The 17,693-nt window shown below is 58.7% G+C and carries 15 protein-coding genes; 11 read left to right on the top strand and 4 right to left on the bottom strand.

All coding sequences use genetic code 11. The features are described from left to right. Nucleotides 1-80 precede the first annotated feature (80 nt). Together AC19YS_RS12585 and AC19YS_RS12580 are read right to left on the bottom strand one after the other, a co-directional pair. Nucleotides 81-641: a response regulator transcription factor gene (locus tag AC19YS_RS12585; RefSeq protein ID WP_003171731.1), complete on the bottom strand. Its 561-nt coding sequence runs from the start codon at nt 639-641 to the stop codon at nt 81-83. Next, entirely contained in the window at nt 634-1,896 is a 1,263-nt protein-coding gene (locus AC19YS_RS12580) for an ATP-binding protein (protein ID WP_214247678.1), read from the bottom strand. The genes AC19YS_RS12585 and AC19YS_RS12580 overlap by 8 nt, the downstream gene beginning before the upstream one ends. Before the next feature lie 218 nt (nt 1,897-2,114). On the opposite strand from AC19YS_RS12580, the gene AC19YS_RS12575 reads away from it, so the two are divergent. The 11 genes from AC19YS_RS12575 to AC19YS_RS12525 all read left to right on the top strand — a co-directional run bounded on the left by AC19YS_RS12575 (nt 2,115) and on the right by AC19YS_RS12525 (nt 16,918). Further along, entirely contained in the window at nt 2,115-2,834 is a 720-nt protein-coding gene (locus tag AC19YS_RS12575; protein ID WP_500601843.1) for an SIMPL domain-containing protein, read from the top strand. 90 nt (nt 2,835-2,924) lie between these two features. Next, nucleotides 2,925-4,526 (top strand): ABC transporter substrate-binding protein, encoded by a 1,602-nt coding sequence (locus tag AC19YS_RS12570; protein ID WP_367242492.1) that lies wholly within the window; start codon nt 2,925-2,927, stop codon nt 4,524-4,526. Between the two features lie 258 nt (nt 4,527-4,784). After that, nucleotides 4,785-6,413, top strand: coding sequence for an ABC transporter substrate-binding protein (locus AC19YS_RS12565; RefSeq protein ID WP_106578637.1), 1,629 nt, complete (start codon nt 4,785-4,787; stop codon nt 6,411-6,413). Between the two features lie 365 nt (nt 6,414-6,778). Continuing rightward, a complete protein-coding gene (locus AC19YS_RS12560; RefSeq protein WP_371924155.1) occupies nt 6,779-8,323 on the top strand; it encodes an ABC transporter substrate-binding protein in 1,545 nt (514 codons plus the stop codon). Between the two features lie 170 nt (nt 8,324-8,493). Continuing rightward, nucleotides 8,494-9,888, top strand: a complete 1,395-nt coding sequence (locus AC19YS_RS12555) for an OprD family porin (protein ID WP_106578635.1) — start codon at nt 8,494-8,496, stop codon at nt 9,886-9,888. Between the two features lie 80 nt (nt 9,889-9,968). Further along, nucleotides 9,969-11,567 (top strand): ABC transporter substrate-binding protein, encoded by a 1,599-nt coding sequence (locus AC19YS_RS12550; RefSeq protein ID WP_500601840.1) that lies wholly within the window; start codon nt 9,969-9,971, stop codon nt 11,565-11,567. 76 nt (nt 11,568-11,643) lie between these two features. Further along, the gene (locus AC19YS_RS12545) at nt 11,644-12,654 is read left to right on the top strand and encodes an ABC transporter permease subunit (RefSeq protein WP_500601838.1); all 1,011 of its coding nucleotides are present in this window, start codon (nt 11,644-11,646) and stop codon (nt 12,652-12,654) included. Between the two features lie 10 nt (nt 12,655-12,664). Beyond that, nucleotides 12,665-13,576, top strand: a complete 912-nt coding sequence (locus tag AC19YS_RS12540) for an ABC transporter permease subunit (RefSeq protein ID WP_106578633.1) — start codon at nt 12,665-12,667, stop codon at nt 13,574-13,576. A 10-nt stretch (nt 13,577-13,586) separates the two neighbouring features. After that, nucleotides 13,587-14,555: an ABC transporter ATP-binding protein gene (locus AC19YS_RS12535; protein WP_106578632.1), complete on the top strand. Its 969-nt coding sequence runs from the start codon at nt 13,587-13,589 to the stop codon at nt 14,553-14,555. Next, nucleotides 14,555-15,526 carry a peptide ABC transporter ATP-binding protein gene (locus tag AC19YS_RS12530; RefSeq protein ID WP_106578631.1) on the top strand — a complete coding sequence of 324 codons (972 nt, stop codon included), beginning with the start codon at nt 14,555-14,557 and terminating at the stop codon, nt 15,524-15,526. Before AC19YS_RS12535 ends, AC19YS_RS12530 begins: the two co-directional genes overlap by 1 nt. A 255-nt stretch (nt 15,527-15,781) precedes the next feature. Continuing rightward, the gene (locus AC19YS_RS12525) at nt 15,782-16,918 is read left to right on the top strand and encodes a hypothetical protein (protein ID WP_124416421.1); all 1,137 of its coding nucleotides are present in this window, start codon (nt 15,782-15,784) and stop codon (nt 16,916-16,918) included. An 83-nt stretch (nt 16,919-17,001) separates the two neighbouring features. On the opposite strand, the gene AC19YS_RS12520 is transcribed toward AC19YS_RS12525, so the two are convergent. Together AC19YS_RS12520 and AC19YS_RS12515 are read right to left on the bottom strand one after the other, a co-directional pair. Beyond that, nucleotides 17,002-17,262, bottom strand: a complete 261-nt coding sequence (locus AC19YS_RS12520) for a hypothetical protein (RefSeq protein WP_448201582.1) — start codon at nt 17,260-17,262, stop codon at nt 17,002-17,004. 97 nt (nt 17,263-17,359) lie between these two features. Next, complete coding sequence (locus tag AC19YS_RS12515; RefSeq protein ID WP_106578628.1) at nt 17,360-17,617, bottom strand: hypothetical protein; 258 nt, start codon at nt 17,615-17,617, stop codon at nt 17,360-17,362. Nucleotides 17,618-17,693: the final 76 nt, after the last annotated feature.

Raw genomic sequence — 17,693 nt, 5'->3', positions numbered from 1 at the left:
AAAGTGACAGGCGTTTGAACCGATCATAGACGATCGGTTCAGGGCTCCGTGCAGCCTGAAGCAGATTGTTCAGACTTTGTTCAGCGCCGTACCGGGCGCTTCTGCAGCTTGCGTTGCAGGGTACGCCGGTGCATGCCCAGGGCGCGGGCAGTGGCGGAGATATTGCCTTCATGCTCGGTCAGCACACGCTGGATGTGCTCCCACTGCAGACGGTCCACCGACATCGGGTTTTCCGGCACCAGGGTGTCGAGGTCGGCATGCTCGGAGAGCAACGCGGCCAGCACGTCGTCGGCGTCCGCCGGCTTGCACAAATAATTGCAGGCACCGCGCTTGATGGCCTCGACGGCGGTGGCGATGCTCGAGTAACCGGTGAGGATTACCACACGCATTTCGGGGTCGAGTTCCAGCAACTTGGGCAGCAGCACCAGGCCGGAGTCGCCGTCCATTTTCAGGTCGAGCGCGGCGTAGTCCGGCAAATCGGCCTGGGCGATGGTCAGGCCTTCTTCGGCCGAGCCTGCGGTGCTCACGCGAAAACCACGGCGGCTCATGGCGCGCGCCATCACGCGGGTAAAGGTGGCGTCGTCATCTACCAGCAGCAGGTGCGGCAGTTCTTCGCCTTCGACTTGGATCTCGTCACTCATCGATATCTCCTCGTGCGACACGGGGCAGGCGCAGCTCGGTGAGCGTGCCACCTTCCTCATGACTATAGAGTTTCACTGAGCCGCCCGCGCGGGTCACGCTGGCCTTGCTCAAAAACAGGCCGAGGCCGAAGCCTTTGCCCTTGGTGGTAAAGAAAGGTTTGCCGATCTGCTCGGCAATGGCCAACGGCACGCCCGCGCCGTGGTCACGAATGCTGATGGTCACGTTTTCCGCGTCCCAGTCCAACTGCACGCCCAACCCTTCAGGGCAGGCATCGGCGGCGTTGTTCAGCAGGTTGAGCAACGCCTGCGTCAGGTCTGGCGGCGGCGCCATGCGCGGCACGCTGCCCTGGCCCAGCAGGTTGAAACGGTAACTGGCTTCGGGGCGCATCAGGTGCCAGCGGTTCAGGGCTTCGTCGAGCCACTGGGTCACGTCCTGCATCTCCACCGCCAGGCGGCGATTGGCCTCGGCGGCGCGTACCAGTTGCTGCAAGGTCTGCTTGCACTGCTTGACCTGTTCCTGCAACACGCTCAGGTCGTCTTGCAGCGCCGGGTCGTGATGGTCCTGGGTCATTTCGTTGAGCAGTACGCTCATGGTCGCCAGCGGTGTGCCCAACTCATGGGCGGCGCCGGCGGCCTGGGTGGCGACGGCCAGCAACTGCTGGTCACGCAGGCCTTCTTCACGGCGAATGGCGCGCAGTTCCTCCTGACGGCGCAGCTCTTCGGCCATGCGCGCGGCGAAAAACGTGATAACCGCAGCAGACAGCGCAAAGCTCAGCCACATCCCGTAGATCTGCAGATTTTCCCGAGCGATAGGGAAGGTCTTGAGGGGGTAAAACTGCGCCAACAGCAAGGTGTACAGCGTCAGCGCGATGCCCGACAGCACCACCGAATAGCGCCATGGCAACGTCACGGCGGCAATGGTCAGCGGCACCAGGTAGTAAGAAACGAACGGGTTGGTGGAACCACCGGAGAAATAAAGCAACACACTGTGGATAAACAGGTCGCAGGCCAACTGCAGCGCGTATTCCAGCTCTGTCACCGGCCACGTGGTGCGCAGCCGAATGGCGGTGAACACACACAGCACGATGGAAAAACCCAGGGTCACGGCCAACTGCAGCCACGGCAGCGGCAGCAGGTCGAACCAATACGCGAGCCCGACGGAGCCGGCCTGTGCGGCCAGTACCAAGGTACGAATGAACGTCAGGCGCCAGAGGTTCTGGCGGGTGGCGGAAGTCAGTTTTACGGCGGCGAGCATGAGCTCTCCCGGTGAGCGCTGCAGGCGGATCGGCAGGAGTATAAACGAAGCAGACCCGCTGGCACGGCGCGTGTGGCTCTTTGACGCAGGCCGGGCAGATGACCGTTCGTCGGCACTCGGCCACTTGTAGCGAATGTGTAAACCCGAAGAACCCGATAGCACCGTCTACAGTCTTACCGAACACGGCTATCCCAACACGACCCTCTCAAGGAGCTTCCATGTCTCGTTTCACTCGCAGCGCAGCTGTCCTCACTCTCAGCGCCAGCGCCCTGGCCAGCCTGTCGGCCATGGCCGCCGATGAACTGCATTACAACCAGATCTCCCTGCGTGCCGAAGTCAGCCAGGAAGTGGCTCGCGACAAGATGATCGTCACCCTTTATACCGAGTCACAAAACACCGACCCGGCCAAGCTCGCCGCCGAAATCACCACCACCCTGAACAAGGCCCTGGGCGAAGCTCGCGAAGTCAAAGGCGTGACCCTGCGCCAGGGCAGCCGCAACAGCTACCCGATCTACGACAACAAGAACCAGAAGATCACCGGCTGGCGCGAGCGTGCCGAACTGCGCCTGGAAAGCGCGGACTTCCCGGCGCTGTCCAAGCTCACCGGCGATTTGCTGAACACGCTGAAAATGGAAAACATGGACTTCGCCATTGCCGACGCCACGCGCAAGTCCAGCGAAGATGCACTGCTTAAAGACGCCGTCGCCGCCTTCAAGGCGCGTGCGCAACTGGCCACCGATGCACTGGGCGGCAAGGGCTACAAGGTCGTCAACCTGAACTTCAACACCAATGGCTACCCAATGCCTTACGCCCGCAACGGCGGGATGATGATGATGAAAGCGGCCATGGCGGATTCGGCACCTACCCCGCAAGTGGAAGCCGGCACCAGCCAGGTCAACATGAGCGCAGACGGCGTGATCGAAGTACAGATGCAGTGACCTCTACCTGACAAACCTGAACGGCGGTAACCTCGGTTGCCGCCGTTTTCGTTTGGGCGGCTGTATAGGCCTGCCACTTCAGGAGTTTCCATGGAAAGAACTGCTTTCAAACCGCTACTCCTGGCTGCAAGCCTGCTGGCGTTCATGCCGATGGCCCAGGCGGCCAGCACCCTGGTCTACTGCTCTGAAGCCAGCCCTGCCGGCTTCGACCCCAGTCAGTACACCAGCGGCACCGATTTTGATGCCTCCGCCGAAACCGTGTTCAACCGCTTGACCCAGTTCAAGCGTGGCGGCACCGAAGTCGAACCCGGCCTGGCAACGCGCTGGGAGGTATCCAATGACGGCCTGAGCTACACCTTCCATCTGCGCGATGGCGTCAAGTTCCACACCACCGACTACTTCACCCCTACCCGCGACTTCAACGCGGATGACGTGCTGTTTACCTTCAACCGCCTGCTGGATGCCGATAGCCCATTTCGTAAGGCTTACCCGTCCGAGTCGCCGTACTTCACCGACATGGGGTTGAACACCACGATCAAAAACGTCGAAAAACTCGACGATCACACCGTGCGTTTCAACCTGAATAATGTCGATGCCTCGTTCGTGCAGAACCTGGCCATGAGTTTTGCCTCGGTGCAGTCAGCCGAATACGCCGCCCAGCTGTTGAAAGAGGGCAAGGCTGAAGACATCAACCAGAAACCCGTCGGCACCGGGCCGTTTGTGTTCAAGCGCTACCAGAAAGACTCGCAGATCCGTTACGTCGCCAATAAACAGTATTGGAAACCCGAGGATGTGAAGCTCGACAACCTGGTGTTTGCCATCACTCCGGACGCTGCTTCGCGCTTGCAGAAGCTCAAGGCCGGCGAGTGCCAGGTCAGCGGTTACCCACGCCCGGCCGATATCGAGGTGATGAAACAGGACCCCAACCTGCGTGTGCTGCAACAAGCCGGTTTCAACCTGGGCTTTCTTGCTTACAACGTGACTCACCCGCCGCTTGACCAACTCAAAGTGCGCCAGGCCCTGGATATGGCCATCGACAAACCGGCGATTATCAAGGCCGTGTACCAAAGCGCCGGGCAATTGGCGCAGAACGCATTGCCACCCGCACAGTGGTCTTATGACCCCACCATCAAGGACGCTCCCTACGACCCGACCAAGGCGCGGGCGCTACTAAAAGAAGCAGGGGTTGCACCAGGTACCACCATCAATCTTTGGGCGATGACCGTGCAGCGCGCCTCCAATCCAAACGCGCGAATGTCGGCGCAGATGATTCAGCAGGATTGGGAAAAGGTGGGTATCAAAGCCAACATAGTCAGCTACGAATGGGGCGAATACATCAAACGCGCGAAAAATGGCGAACATGACGCGATGATTTACGGCTGGACCGGGGACAACGGCGACCCGGATAACTGGCTCGGCGTGCTCTACAGTTGTGCCGCGGTCAAAGGCAGCAACTACGCCAAATGGTGTAACCCGGCCTACGACAAACTTGTGCAGCAAGCCAAAGTCAGCAGTGACCGCGACCAGCGCATCAAGTGGTATCAACAGGCACAAAAAATCCTTAAGGAACAAGTACCTATAACGCCTATCGCAAACTCGACGGTTTTCCAGCCAATTCGAAAAGAAGTGCAGGACTTCAAGATCAGTCCTTTTGGCCTGACGCCGTTTTATGGTGTCAGTCTAGATAAGTAACAGCTGCGCCCCAACCGAGTGCGCCAGACGCCTCGGTTGGGCTTTTTTGGTGCGTCAAATGCACCGAAAAAACCCTCTATATATATGCATTTATGTACAAACTTTCATAAATGCGACATTCCTGTACGTTCGTACCACTGTTTGGCCCTCACGACGGTTCAGCATCTTGCAATGGGTATGGCCCCTGCATAAGTATCCGCAGGCCGACTCACGAGGTCGCCCTCAACACCAAAAATGACAACAAATCATGAGGCCAACATGCTTAAACACGCAGTCCTTCCGCTTTTAGTTAGCGCTGGCCTTATGGCCGCAGCCCCTTTCGCCCAAGCGGCGACTAACCTGGTGTTCTGCTCCGAAGGGAGCCCGGCCGGTTTTGACCCAGGCCAGTACACCACCGGAACAGACTTCGATGCCTCGGCCGAAACCGTGTTCAACCGCCTGAGCCAATTTGAACGTGGCGGCACCGCCGTTGTTCCTGGCCTGGCCACCAGTTGGGACGTTTCCCCGGATGGCCTGACGTATACCTTCCACCTTCGTGAAGGCGTCAAGTTCCACACCACTCCGTACTTCAAGCCGACTCGTGAATTCAATGCCGATGACGTGCTGTTCACGTTCAATCGCATGATCAACAAGGACGATCCGTTCCGTAAAGCCTATCCAACCGAGTTCCCGTACTTCTCGGACATGGAAATGGACAAGAACATCAAGAACATCGAAAAAGTTGATGACCACACCGTCAAGTTCACCCTTGGCACCGTGGACGCGGCTTTCATCCAGAACCTGGCAATGAGTTTCGCGTCGATCCAGTCGGCCGAATACGCTGCCCAGCTGTTGAAGGAAGGCAAAGCCAGCGACATCAACCAGAAGCCAATCGGCACCGGTCCGTTCGTTTTCAAAAGCTACCAGAAAGACTCCAACATCCGCTTTACCGGCAACAAGGACTACTGGAAGCCTGAAGACGTCAAGGTTGATAACCTGATCTTCTCGATCTCCACTGACGCCTCGGTACGCATTCAAAAACTCAAGAAGAATGAGTGCCAGATCACGGCCTATCCTCGCCCAGCGGACATCAAGCCACTGGAAGCGGACAAGGACATGAAGATGCCGCACCAGGCGGGTTTCAACCTGGGTTATATCGCTTACAACGTCATGCCTGTGCTTAAGGGCCAGACCACGCCAAACCCATTGGCAGACCTGCGCGTTCGCCAGGCGCTGGACATGTCGGTCAACAAGCAGCAGATCATCGACTCCGTGTATCAGGGCGCAGGCCAACTGGCCGTCAACGCCATGCCGCCGACCCAATGGTCGTATGACACCACCATCAAAGACGCCAAGTACGACCCGGCCAAAGCCAAGGAACTGCTCAAGGAAGCCGGTATCAAGGAAGGCACCGAGATCACCTTGTGGGCCATGCCGGTTCAGCGTCCGTACAACCCGAACGCCAAACTGATGGCTGAGATGCTGCAGAGCGACTGGAAACAGATCGGCCTGAAGGTCAACATCGTCAGCTACGAGTGGGGCGAGTACATCAAGCGCTCCAAAGGCGGCGAGAACCAGGCGATGATCATCGGCTGGAGCGGTGACAATGGTGACCCGGACAACTGGTTGGGTACCCTCTTCGCCTCCTCGGCCTTGAACGGTAACAACTTCTCCAAGTTCACCAACAAGCAGTATGACGACCTGATCAGTCAGGCCAAGTCGACCACTGATGTGGCCAAGCGCACCGAACTGTACAAGCAGGCGCAACAACTCCTGAAACATGAATTGCCTTACACACCTATCGCGCACTCGACGGTGTATCAACCCATGCGCAACACCGTGCAGGACTTCAAGATCAGCCCGTTTGGCTTGAACTCCTTCTACGGCGTGAGCGTAAGCGGCAAGTAAGGATTAATAACGGCGACGTTTCATAACGTCGCCGTTATTGCATCCGCCTGGACCGTAGGAATCAGACCACCTTTGCAACCGTTACCGTCCTACGGCAACGAACTGCGATAGGTGCGTCTGTTGCCTACAAGGTCAATCCGTTTTGGCGCATTTACTGCGAAGTCCACGGCCCATACCGTCGTACGACAGCAGAGGCACCAATATCGGAAAGGCACCTGCCGTATGTGGGATCAGTGATGTCTCCCAGGCTTCGAGCCTGGGTGATTGCTCGCTGATGACAACTACAAACAAGGATCGGGATCGTCATGCGCCATACCACTGTTCTATCCGCAATTTTTGGCACCAGCCTGCTGGCTGTGGCCACGATGGGCCAAGCCGCCGACAAGAAGAGCCTGGTGTTCTGCTCTGAAGGCAGCCCGGCCGGGTTTGACACCGCGCAGTACACCACCGCCACCGACAACGATGCGGCCGAGCCGCTGTACAACCGCTTGGTTGAGTTCGAAAAAGGCGCGACCAATGTGGTACCTGGGTTGGCAACCAAGTGGGATATTTCCGAAGACGGCCTGACCTACACCTTTCACTTGCGTGAAGGGGTGAAATTCCACAGCAACAAGGAATTCAAGCCGACGCGCGACTTCAACGCCGACGACGTGCTGTTCACCTTCAACCGCATGCTTGACCCCGACCACCCGTTTCGCAAGGCCTACCCCACCGAGTTTCCGTACTTCAACGGGATGAGCCTGAACAAGAACATTGCCAAGGTCGAGAAAACCGACCCGCACACCGTGGTGATGACCTTGAATACGGTCGACGCTGCGTTCGTTCAAAACATCGCCATGAGCTTTGCCTCGATTCTGTCGGCCGAGTACGCCGAGCAGTTGCTCAAGGAAGGCAAGCCCAGCGACATCAACCAGAAGCCGATCGGCACTGGTCCGTTTGTGTTCCAGCGTTATCAGAAAGACTCGCAGATCCGTTACGTGGGTAACAAACAGTACTGGGACCCAAGCCGGGTCAAGCTGGACCAGCTGATCTTCGCCATCAACACCGATGCGTCGGTGCGGGTACAGAAGCTCAAGGCCGGTGAATGCCAGATCACGCTGCACCCGCGCCCGGCCGACGTCGACGCCCTCAAGGCCGACCCGAACCTGCAACTGCTGACCAAACCCGGCTTCAACCTGGGTTACATCGCCTACAACGTGCGCCACAAACCCTTCGACCAGCTCGAAGTGCGTCAGGCGCTGGACATGGCGGTGAACAAGCAAAGCATCCTCAACGCCGTGTACCAGGGCGCCGGCCAACTGGCAGTCAACGCCATGCCGCCGACCCAGTGGTCCTACGACGACACCATCAAGGACGCTGCCTACAACCCGGAAAAAGCCAAGGAATTGCTCAAGGCCGCCGGCGTCAAGGAAGGTACCGAGATCACCCTGTGGGCGATGCCGGTGCAACGGCCTTACAACCCCAATGCCAAGCTGATGGCCGAAATGCTGCAAAGCGATTGGGCCAAGATCGGCCTCAAGGTCAAGATCGTCAGCTACGAATGGGGCGAGTACATCAAGCGCACCAAGAACGGTGAGCACGACATCAGCCTGATCGGCTGGACCGGCGACAACGGTGACCCGGACAACTGGCTGGGCACTCTTTACAGCTGCGACGCCATCGGCGGGAACAACTACTCCATGTGGTGTGACCCGGCGTACGACAAGCTGATCAAGCAAGCCAAGGTCGTGACCGACCGCGAACAAAGGACTGTTCTATACAAACAGGCGCAGCAACTGCTCAAGCAGCAGGTGCCGATCACGCCCGTCGCCCACTCGACGGTCAACCAGCCGTTAAGCGCCAAAGTCGAAGGTTTTAAAGTGAGCCCCTTCGGCCGCAACGTGTTCTCGGGCGTCAGTATCAACCCATAAAAAAATAACCGGATTGCAGGGAGCGACGTTGGCTCCCTGGCAAACGTGCAGCCTTTTGTTGGGAAATTTCCTACGGCAAACGTTTGCAAAGGCTTGAACGAGTTACACACCCAATAGCCGGTTCACCTAAAAAGACCGGCATTAAAAAGAGAACCAAAGGAGCTCCACCCATGAAACTGAGCAGCAAAGCGCTTCTGGCCCTGGCCATCAGCAGCATCACGGCGACCGCCTTCGCTGAAACCCAGAGCCAGGACTTCGTTCCGACCACATTGGCCGGCACCAGCGCCCAAAGCGAGGCCAAAGGCTTTATCGACGGTCAAAGCCTGGGCGGTACTACCCGTAACTGGTTTTCCAACGAGCAGCGTTTCCGTGGTAGCAAGTTCACTTACCAGAAGCACGGCGAGGCTCGCACCGACGCCTACCGTACCAACTGGCTGCAAGGCACCATCCTTAACTACTCCTCGGGCTTCACCCAAGGCACTGTTGGGGTAGCAACCGAAGTAGCGGGTTACAACGTCATCGCGCTCGACCAGAGCAAGCGTGACATCAAGGGCGGTTCCAACCGTACCCTGGCCGACTCCGACGGCGATGCCGTAGGCCAGTGGAGCAAACTGGGCCTGGCCAACGTCAAGTTCCGTGTGTCCAACACCACCTTGACCGCCGGTCGCCAGAACTTCAGCAGCGGCATTATCGACACCATCGGCAACCGTGCACTGCCGTCGAGCTTTGAAGGTTTTGCCCTCAACAGCGAAGAGTTCAGCAACCTGTCGTTCCAGGGCGCTTACTTCGACCGCGTGTCGCCACGTACCGAACAGAGCCTGTCGAAATTCCGCAGCGAATACGGCAATGGCCAGGAAGCGGATCACGTCTACACCGCCGGTGTGAACTACCAGCCGTTCAAGAGCCTGAAAACCAGCTTCTTCGGCGCTCAAGTCAAAGACTTCTGGAACCAGTACTACTTCGGCGCAACCCATGAACTGGGTGACAGCCAGCAACTGAGCCTGACCACCGGCCTGAACTACTACAAAACCGTCGACGAAGGCAAAAAGTTGATGGGCAAGATCGACAACGACACTTACTCGCTGTCGCTCGGCCTGACTCACCAGGCTCACAGCCTGACCTTCTCGTACCAGGAAGTGAACGGTAACGAGTACTTCGACTACCTGCACGAAACCAACGGCATCTACCTGGCCAACTCCCTGACGTCCGACTTCAACGGCCCGAACGAGAAATCCTTCCAGATCGCCTACGGCATCAACATGGCCGAATACGGCGTGCCAGGCCTGAAGTTCAACATCTACTCGGCTCGCGGCTGGGGCATCGACGGCACTCACTACACCGGCGACGGCGGCGTGAAAGGCTTTGCTTACAACGGTATCCAGACCCAAGACGGCGAGAAACACCAGGAATACGGCGTAGGTACTTCGTACGCCATCCAAAGCGGCGCACTCAAGGCCACCACCATTCGTGGTACCTACGTGACTCACCGCGCCAGCGCCAACCAGGCTGACGGCAACCTGCGTGAGTTCCGCCTGGTCACCACCATCCCGTTCAACATTCTTTAATTAGCGCCAGGTAAACGGCGGGCTCAGGACGAGCCCGCTGTCTACGCTTGTCTGGTTCACTCGATTGCAGAGGGCTCTGAATGAAAATGCTCCCGTTACAAGCTGCCATTGCCGCTGCGCTATTGAGCGTTGCGATCGGCGTTTCGGCCAAACCGTTGGTGGTCTGCACCGAAGCCAGCCCGGAAGGTTTTGACCCGGTCCTGTACACCACCGCCGTCACCGCTGACGCCGCGGCAGAAACCATGTTCAACCGCCTGGTGGACTTCAAGCCCGGCACCACCGAAGTCGTGCCTGCCCTGGCCAAAGACCTGCCGGAAATCAGTGCCGATGGCCTGACCTACACGTTCCACCTGCGTGACGACATCAAGTTCCACACCACCGATTACTTCAAACCCACGCGCAACATGAATGCCGACGACGTGCTTTGGAGCTTCCAGCGCCAGCTGGACCCGAATCACCCGTGGCACAACAAGTCCAACGTGGGCTACCCGTACTTTGAAAGCATGGGCTTCAAGGAACTGCTCAAGAGCGTAGAGAAGACCGATGACCACACCGTGGTCTTCACCCTGACCCGTCCTGAAGCACCGTTCCTGTCCGACCTGGCCATGGCGTTTTCCTCGATTCACTCCGCCGAATACGCCGACCAGTTGCTCAAGTCCGGCAAGACCGATGACCTGAACGCCAAGCCCATCGGCACCGGCCCGTTCATCTTCAACCGTTACGCCAAAGACGCCCAGGTGCGCTTCAAGGCCAACCCGGACTACTTCCGTGGCAAGCCGCCGGCTGACCCGTTGATCCTGGCCATCACTACCGACAGCAACGTGCGCCTGCAAAAGCTCAAGGCCAACGAATGCCAGATCGCGCTGTACCCCAAGCCCGATGATGTGCCGAGCGCCAAGGCTGATCCCAACCTGAAAGTCGCGGAACTGGCGGCGATGACCACCAGCTACACCGCCTTGAACACCACCCACAAGTACATGAGCGACGCGCGCGTGCGCCACGCGATCAACATCGCGTTCGACAAACAAGGCTACAACGAGTCCCTGTACGGCAAAGGCAACGCTGTCGACGCCACCGGCCCGTACCCGCCAACGCTGCTGGGCTTTAGCGACAAGCTGAAAAACCCACCGCGTGACCTGGACAAGGCCCGCGCCCTGCTCAAGGAAGCCGGCGTACCGGAAGGCACTGAGTTCACCCTGTTCACCCGTAACGGCGGCGGCCCGACCAACCCCAACCCGATGCTCGGCGCCCAGCGCATGCAGGCGGATCTGGCGCAGATCGGCCTGAAAGTGAACATCAAGGTCATGGAATGGGGCGAAATGCTCAAGCGCGCCAAAAACGGTGAGCACGACATGGTGTCCGCCGGTTGGGCGGGGGATAACGGGGACCCGGATAACTTCCTCACACCAAACCTGAGTTGCGATGCAGCCAAAAACGGCGAAAACTACGCCCGCTGGTGTAACAAAGAGTTTCAAGACTTGATCGACAAGGCACGCGCTATCGCTGAACCGGCCCAGCGCGCTGCACTCTATGAACAAGCACTGGACGTTTTCGAGAAGGACCAACCGTGGATTCCCATGGCTTACCCGAAAATGTTCACCGCCATGCGCAAAAACGTCGAGGGTTATACCCAAAGCCCTCTGACGACCAATAACTTCGCCACCACCCAGGTGAAGTAATAAGAGAAGACGCTCGGCACCGTCGCCATTGACGGTGCCGAACCTGCCTAACCGGCTGATTGAGGTACACAACAAGATGTTTAGTTTTATTGCCCGCCGATTGGGGTTATTGATCCCCACGTTTTTCGGCATCACGTTGCTGACGTTTGCGTTGATTCGCATGATCCCCGGCGACCCTGTCGAAGTCATGATGGGCGAACGACGAGTCGACCCCGAGATGCACGCACAGGCAATGGAACGCCTCGGCCTTAACAAGCCGCTGTACGCGCAATACCTGGACTACGTAGGCAAACTCGCCCACGGCGACCTCGGTGAGTCACTGCGCACGCGCACCAGCGTGTGGACCGAATTCACCGCCCTCTTCCCTGCGACCCTGGAACTGTCCGTGGCCGCCCTGTTGTTCGCCGGTGTCCTGGGCCTGTTGGCCGGGGTGATCGCGGCCTTGAAACGAGGATCCCTGTTCGACCATGGGGTGATGGGCATCTCCCTCGCGGGATATTCGATGCCGATCTTCTGGTGGGGCCTGATCCTGATCATGTTCTTCTCGGTTAGCCTGGGCTGGACCCCGGTTTCCGGGCGTATCGACCTGCTCTACGACATCGAGCCGCGCACCGGTTTCATGCTGATCGACACGCTGCTGGCTGACGAGCCCGATGCGTTCTTCGACGCCCTGCACCACTTGATCCTGCCGGCCATCGTGCTCGGCACCATCCCGCTGGCGGTGATCGCGCGGATGACCCGTTCGTCGATGCTCGAAGTCCTGCGCGAAGACTACATCCGTACCGCCAAGGCCAAAGGCCTGTCGCCGGCGCGCGTGGTATTTGTCCACGGCCTGCGTAACGCGCTGATCCCGGTACTCACCGTGGTCGGCCTGCAAGTGGGCACGCTGCTGGCCGGTGCGGTCCTGACCGAAACCATCTTCTCGTGGCCCGGCATCGGCAAATGGCTGATCGAAGCCATTGGCGCACGGGACTATCCCGTGGTGCAAAACGGCATCCTGTTAATCGCCTGCCTGGTGATTCTGGTGAACTTCGTGGTGGATATCCTCTACGGCTTCGCCAACCCACGCATCCGTCACCAGCGCTGAGATCATGACCATGACCACACCTACTTCCGCGGTAGCAGTCGATCAAAGCCTGCTGTACCCGTCCCCGTACAAAGAATTCTGGCAAGCCTTTTCCAAGAACAAAGGCGCCGTTGCCGGCCTGCTGTTCATGTTGCTGGTGGTGTTTTGCGCGATCTTCGCCCCTTGGGTTGCGCCGCATAACCCAAGCGAGCAATACCGCGACTTCCTGCTCACCCCTCCAGCCTGGCTGGAGGGCGGGCAGATGCAGTTCCTGCTCGGCACCGACGAACTGGGCCGTGACCTGCTCTCGCGCCTGATCCAGGGTTCGCGCCTGTCCTTGCTGATCGGCTTGTCGTCGGTCGTGATGTCGCTGATCCCGGGCATCCTGCTGGGTCTGTTCGCCGGGTTCTTCCCGCGCATGCTCGGCCCAACCATCATGCGCTTGATGGACATCATGCTGGCCCTGCCGTCGCTGCTGCTGGCTGTCGCCATTGTCGCAATCCTCGGCCCTGGCCTGATCAACACCGTGATCGCCATTGCGATCGTGTCGCTGCCCTCGTATGTGCGTCTGACCCGTGCTGCGGTGATGGGCGAACTGAACCGCGACTACGTGACTGCCGCCCGCCTCGCTGGCGCCGGCCTGCCACGCCTGATGTTCATCACCGTGCTGCCCAACTGCATGGCGCCGCTGATCGTACAGGCCACCTTGAGCTTCTCCTCGGCGATTCTCGATGCCGCGGCCCTGGGCTTCCTAGGCCTTGGCGTACAACCGCCAACCCCTGAGTGGGGCACCATGCTGGCTTCGGCCCGTGACTACATCGAACGCGCCTGGTGGGTCGTGAGCCTGCCGGGTTTGACCATTTTGCTCAGCGTGCTGGCAATCAACTTGATGGGTGACGGCCTGCGCGATGCGCTGGACCCGAAACTCAAGAACGCCGCCTGAGGAGATTCCCATGTCACTGTTAGAAATCAAGAATCTCAACGTACGCTTCGGCGACGCGACCGCCGTGCCGGTGGTCGATGGCCTCGACATTTCCGTCGACAAGGGCGAAGTACTGGCGATCGTTGGCGAGTCGGGCTCGGGTAAATCCGTGACCATGATGGCGCTGATGGGCCTGATCGAGCACCCCGGCATCGTCACCGCCGACGCCCTGAACTTTGATGGCAAAGACATGCTCAAGCTGAGCAACCGTCAGCGCCGCCAAATCGTCGGCAAAGACCTGGCGATGGTGTTCCAGGACCCGATGACCGCGCTGAACCCCAGCTACACCGTGGGTTTCCAGATCGAAGAAGTGCTGCGCCTGCACCTGAAAATGTCCGGCAAGCAAGCGCGCAAACGTGCGATCGAACTGCTCGAAAAAGTGGAAATTCCGGGCGCGGCCAGCCGTATGGATGCCTACCCGCACCAACTGTCCGGCGGTATGAGCCAACGTGTCGCAATCGCAATGGCGATTGCCGGCGAGCCGAAACTGCTGATCGCTGACGAACCGACCACTGCGCTGGACGTGACCATTCAGGCGCAGATCATGGAGCTGCTGCTGGCCCTGCAGAAAGAGCAGAACATGGGCCTGGTGCTGATCACCCACGACCTGGCCGTGGTGGCTGAAACCGCACAGCGCGTGTGCGTGATGTACGCCGGCCAGGCCGTGGAAGTCGGCCAGGTGCCGCAACTGTTCGACATCCCGGCGCACCCGTACAGCGAAGCGCTGCTCAAGGCGATCCCCGAGCACAGCCTGGGCGCCACGCGCCTGGCCACGCTGCCGGGTATCGTTCCCGGTCGTTATGACCGCCCGCAGGGTTGCCTGCTGTCGCCACGTTGCCCGTATGTGCAGGAATCCTGCCGTGCCCAGCGGCCTGGCCTTGACCCGAAAAGCAACAGCCTCGCGCGCTGCTTCTACCCCTTGAACCAGGAGGTGGCGTAATGGCCGTCGTTCTTACCGCCCGCGACCTGACCCGTCACTACGAAGTCTCCCGTGGCCTGTTCAAGGGCCACGCGCTGGTACGCGCGCTTAATGGTGTGTCGTTTGAACTGGAAGCCGGCAAGACCCTCGCCGTAGTAGGCGAGTCGGGTTGCGGCAAATCCACCCTGGCCCGCGCGCTGACGCTGATTGAAGAGCCGTCGTCCGGCTCGTTGAAAATCGCCGGCCAGGAAGTCGCCGGTGCCGACAAGGCCCAGCGCAAGCAATTGCGCAAAGACGTGCAGATGGTGTTCCAGAGCCCGTACGCCTCGCTGAACCCTCGGCAGAAAGTCGGTGATCAACTCGGCGAGCCGCTGTTGATCAACACCAACCTGTCCGCCGCCGAACGCCGCGAAAAAGTGCAGGCGATGATGAAGCAAGTGGGCCTGCGCCCCGAGCATTATCAGCGCTACCCGCACATGTTCTCCGGTGGCCAGCGCCAGCGTATTGCCCTGGCACGCGCCATGATGCTGCAACCCAAAGTGCTGGTGGCGGATGAACCGACCTCGGCACTCGACGTATCGATCCAGGCCCAGGTACTTAACCTGTTCATGGACCTGCAGCAGGAATTCAACACCGCCTACGTGTTCATTTCCCACAACTTGGCAGTGGTGCAACACGTTGCCGACGACGTGATGGTGATGTACCTCGGCCGCCCGGTGGAAGTCGGCCCCAAGGAAGACATCTACGCTCGTCCGCTGCACCCGTACACCCAGGCGCTGCTGTCGGCCACCCCGACCATCCATCCAGACCCGAACAAGCCGAAGATCAAGATCGTCGGCGAACTGCCCAACCCGCTGAACCCGCCATCCGGCTGCGCGTTCCACAAGCGCTGCCCGTACGCGACAGCGCGTTGCAGCAGCGAGGAGCCGCTGTTGCGGCCGCTGGATAACCGCCAAGTGGCTTGCCACTACGCGGAGCAGTTCGTGGCCTGAGCCTGCGTGCAACAAAAATGCCCTGGCGATAACGCCAGGGCATGACAGGTGTTCTACAAGCCCTTCCCATCAGGTTGCGCATCAGCCTGTTGGGAGGGGCTTTTTTTTGGGCTGATCACCAGCCACTTTTGATCACCAAATCCCCTTCAGTATTCGAAACCAATCTAACTGCCTGTCAGTTCTCACAGTAGCCAGCCACGGCCTTTTGCATTGTTATCAGCTCACCCCCTTTATCCAATGGACGGGTAATCGCTCATGACAACATTCACTGTTTTTTTCTGCGGCACTGGCTCAACCAAGTTTGACGATACTCACGCCAGTTATTGGAACGGTGAGTTGATTTCCACGCTGGCGCAAAACACTCAAAGCGTCAGTAAGGAGTTTGCCGAATGGATCGTTATCGACGGCCCCGGCAGCGGCAACTTGCAAGCCGATGAAATGTTCTCCGAGTCTGGCAATTATCTTCAGTTAAAGGGCACCGCCCTGGGCTCTGGCTGGGAAGAAAATGTGGCTCACGCGGTTAACATCATGAAGGGCACGTTTACCTGGCAGCGCGAAAAACTGACTGAGGAAAACTACACCCAACTGCAAAAAGCCGGCATTCCAATTGAAGACGTCAAAGTCACCGGCAGTTGGTATTGGCGCACTTACGATTACGGTACGCGCAAAGTAACGCAGCAGCAGTTGCAAGAGCAGATCATCAAGACCTTTCGAAAAGACGGGATCATTCCCACGCGCGTCAACCTGGTCGGTTGGAGCCGCGGCGGGATCAGCTGCCACATGCTGGCCAATGCCATGCTCAATGACAGCGTCTTGAAGAATGTGCCGGTCAATATCTTCGCTGTCGACCCGGTTCCCGGGCTCTTGAACTTCCAGAGCAGTCGAGTAACGCTCGGCAGCAATGTTAAAGAGTACGTCGGTTTTTACGCCAGGGACGAGCGATCCTCCGGATTCGCGTGTGTCGTACCCGCCTTTGATACAAACACCCATGTTCATATCTATCCAATGCCCGGGCGCCACGCGACCTTGGTGGGTAATGCAGCCCCCGACGGAAACCAGGGTGCAAAGGTATATGCCGAACCCGGCGAGATTGTTCGTCACTTTGCAGAAACTTGCCTGACGCGATGGGGGGTGCGCCTGGAAAAGAAACTCAACCTCACGCCCGGCCAGATTAATGACCGTCTTACCAAAATGAATAATGATTTGAGCGGGTACGTGGCGATGCGAAATACGGTTTACACCACCCGTACGTCTACAGCCGGTGAACGCAGCATTACCAAGGGCAGCAGTGATATGAAATTCACCGCAGCGAGCAGTACCGATTACCTGCCAGGACAGGGACTTTCAATAGACAAGATAGTGAACAGCGACTACTTCAACGATATCGCATGATTCAAAGGGAGCGGGTTTAACGGTATACAGCCCTCCCGTCAGGCGGTGCATACCTGACGGGATGGACTGTGCTTCAGGCCGACTCAGGTATCGCTGTCACCTTGATCGCCATCATCGTCATCCGGGGCTTGCTGGTCGTCATCATCCTTGGAACCGCCTTGGTCCTCATCGCCTGGCTCGGCTTCCGACTTGGCCAGTTGCAGTCCCTTGCCCTGCGCTGTCTGCACCGCCGAAAAGCCCGTCTGACTGCCCTGCACCGGGTTATGCGCCCAGGCCGTCGACATCCCCAACGACAACAGCACCAGCACTTTTATCAACAGCACTACACGTTGAAAAATACTCATGGTCGATTTCCGTCCAGTCAGTAGATGAATCCTGCACGACAGCGTTTTACCGTCGCCAGGTTAGAAGCTAGTCCCAATGCCGGGTTTGCGCCAGGCTTCAGGTATCGCCATCGTCGTAGGTGTCGCTGTCCTCTCCTTCGTTATAGGGGTTTTCAGCATCCTCCTTAGGCGCGGGTTGGGCTTGGGGTTGCCAACTGCCGGAGTTGACCTCGTTCTGCTTTTTCTTGGTCACCGGGCCGGTGTCTTTCCATTGGGGCGTGCCGGTGTCGGCCAGCGCCGAGGTGCATGCCAAGGCGGTGGACACACCCAGGGTGCCAAAAAGCACCAACCAGATAGCCCGTTGAGTTATACGCAAGGTAGCCTCCAGATCCGTCGGTGAATGGGTGAATTATTTGAAACGCTAGACCGGATGCGGATATCTCGCCAATTCA

It is taken from the genome of Pseudomonas sp. MF08831, assembly GCF_059862645.1.
The sequence above is the reverse complement of the archived record's forward strand: the minus strand, read 5'-3'. Positions and strand labels throughout refer to the sequence as shown.

Coding starts and splice junctions, on each gene's coding strand:
- AC19YS_RS12585 (WP_003171731.1), bottom strand. CDS start 641: ATGAGTGACGAGATCCAAGTCGAAGGCGAAGAACTGCCGCACCTGCTG.
- AC19YS_RS12580 (WP_214247678.1), bottom strand. CDS start 1,896: ATGCTCGCCGCCGTAAAACTGACTTCCGCCACCCGCCAGAACCTCTGG.
- AC19YS_RS12575 (WP_500601843.1), top strand. CDS start 2,115: ATGTCTCGTTTCACTCGCAGCGCAGCTGTCCTCACTCTCAGCGCCAGC.
- AC19YS_RS12570 (WP_367242492.1), top strand. CDS start 2,925: ATGGAAAGAACTGCTTTCAAACCGCTACTCCTGGCTGCAAGCCTGCTG.
- AC19YS_RS12565 (WP_106578637.1), top strand. CDS start 4,785: ATGCTTAAACACGCAGTCCTTCCGCTTTTAGTTAGCGCTGGCCTTATG.
- AC19YS_RS12560 (WP_371924155.1), top strand. CDS start 6,779: ATGGGCCAAGCCGCCGACAAGAAGAGCCTGGTGTTCTGCTCTGAAGGC.
- AC19YS_RS12555 (WP_106578635.1), top strand. CDS start 8,494: ATGAAACTGAGCAGCAAAGCGCTTCTGGCCCTGGCCATCAGCAGCATC.
- AC19YS_RS12550 (WP_500601840.1), top strand. CDS start 9,969: ATGAAAATGCTCCCGTTACAAGCTGCCATTGCCGCTGCGCTATTGAGC.
- AC19YS_RS12545 (WP_500601838.1), top strand. CDS start 11,644: ATGTTTAGTTTTATTGCCCGCCGATTGGGGTTATTGATCCCCACGTTT.
- AC19YS_RS12540 (WP_106578633.1), top strand. CDS start 12,665: ATGACCACACCTACTTCCGCGGTAGCAGTCGATCAAAGCCTGCTGTAC.
- AC19YS_RS12535 (WP_106578632.1), top strand. CDS start 13,587: ATGTCACTGTTAGAAATCAAGAATCTCAACGTACGCTTCGGCGACGCG.
- AC19YS_RS12530 (WP_106578631.1), top strand. CDS start 14,555: ATGGCCGTCGTTCTTACCGCCCGCGACCTGACCCGTCACTACGAAGTC.
- AC19YS_RS12525 (WP_124416421.1), top strand. CDS start 15,782: ATGACAACATTCACTGTTTTTTTCTGCGGCACTGGCTCAACCAAGTTT.
- AC19YS_RS12520 (WP_448201582.1), bottom strand. CDS start 17,262: ATGAGTATTTTTCAACGTGTAGTGCTGTTGATAAAAGTGCTGGTGCTG.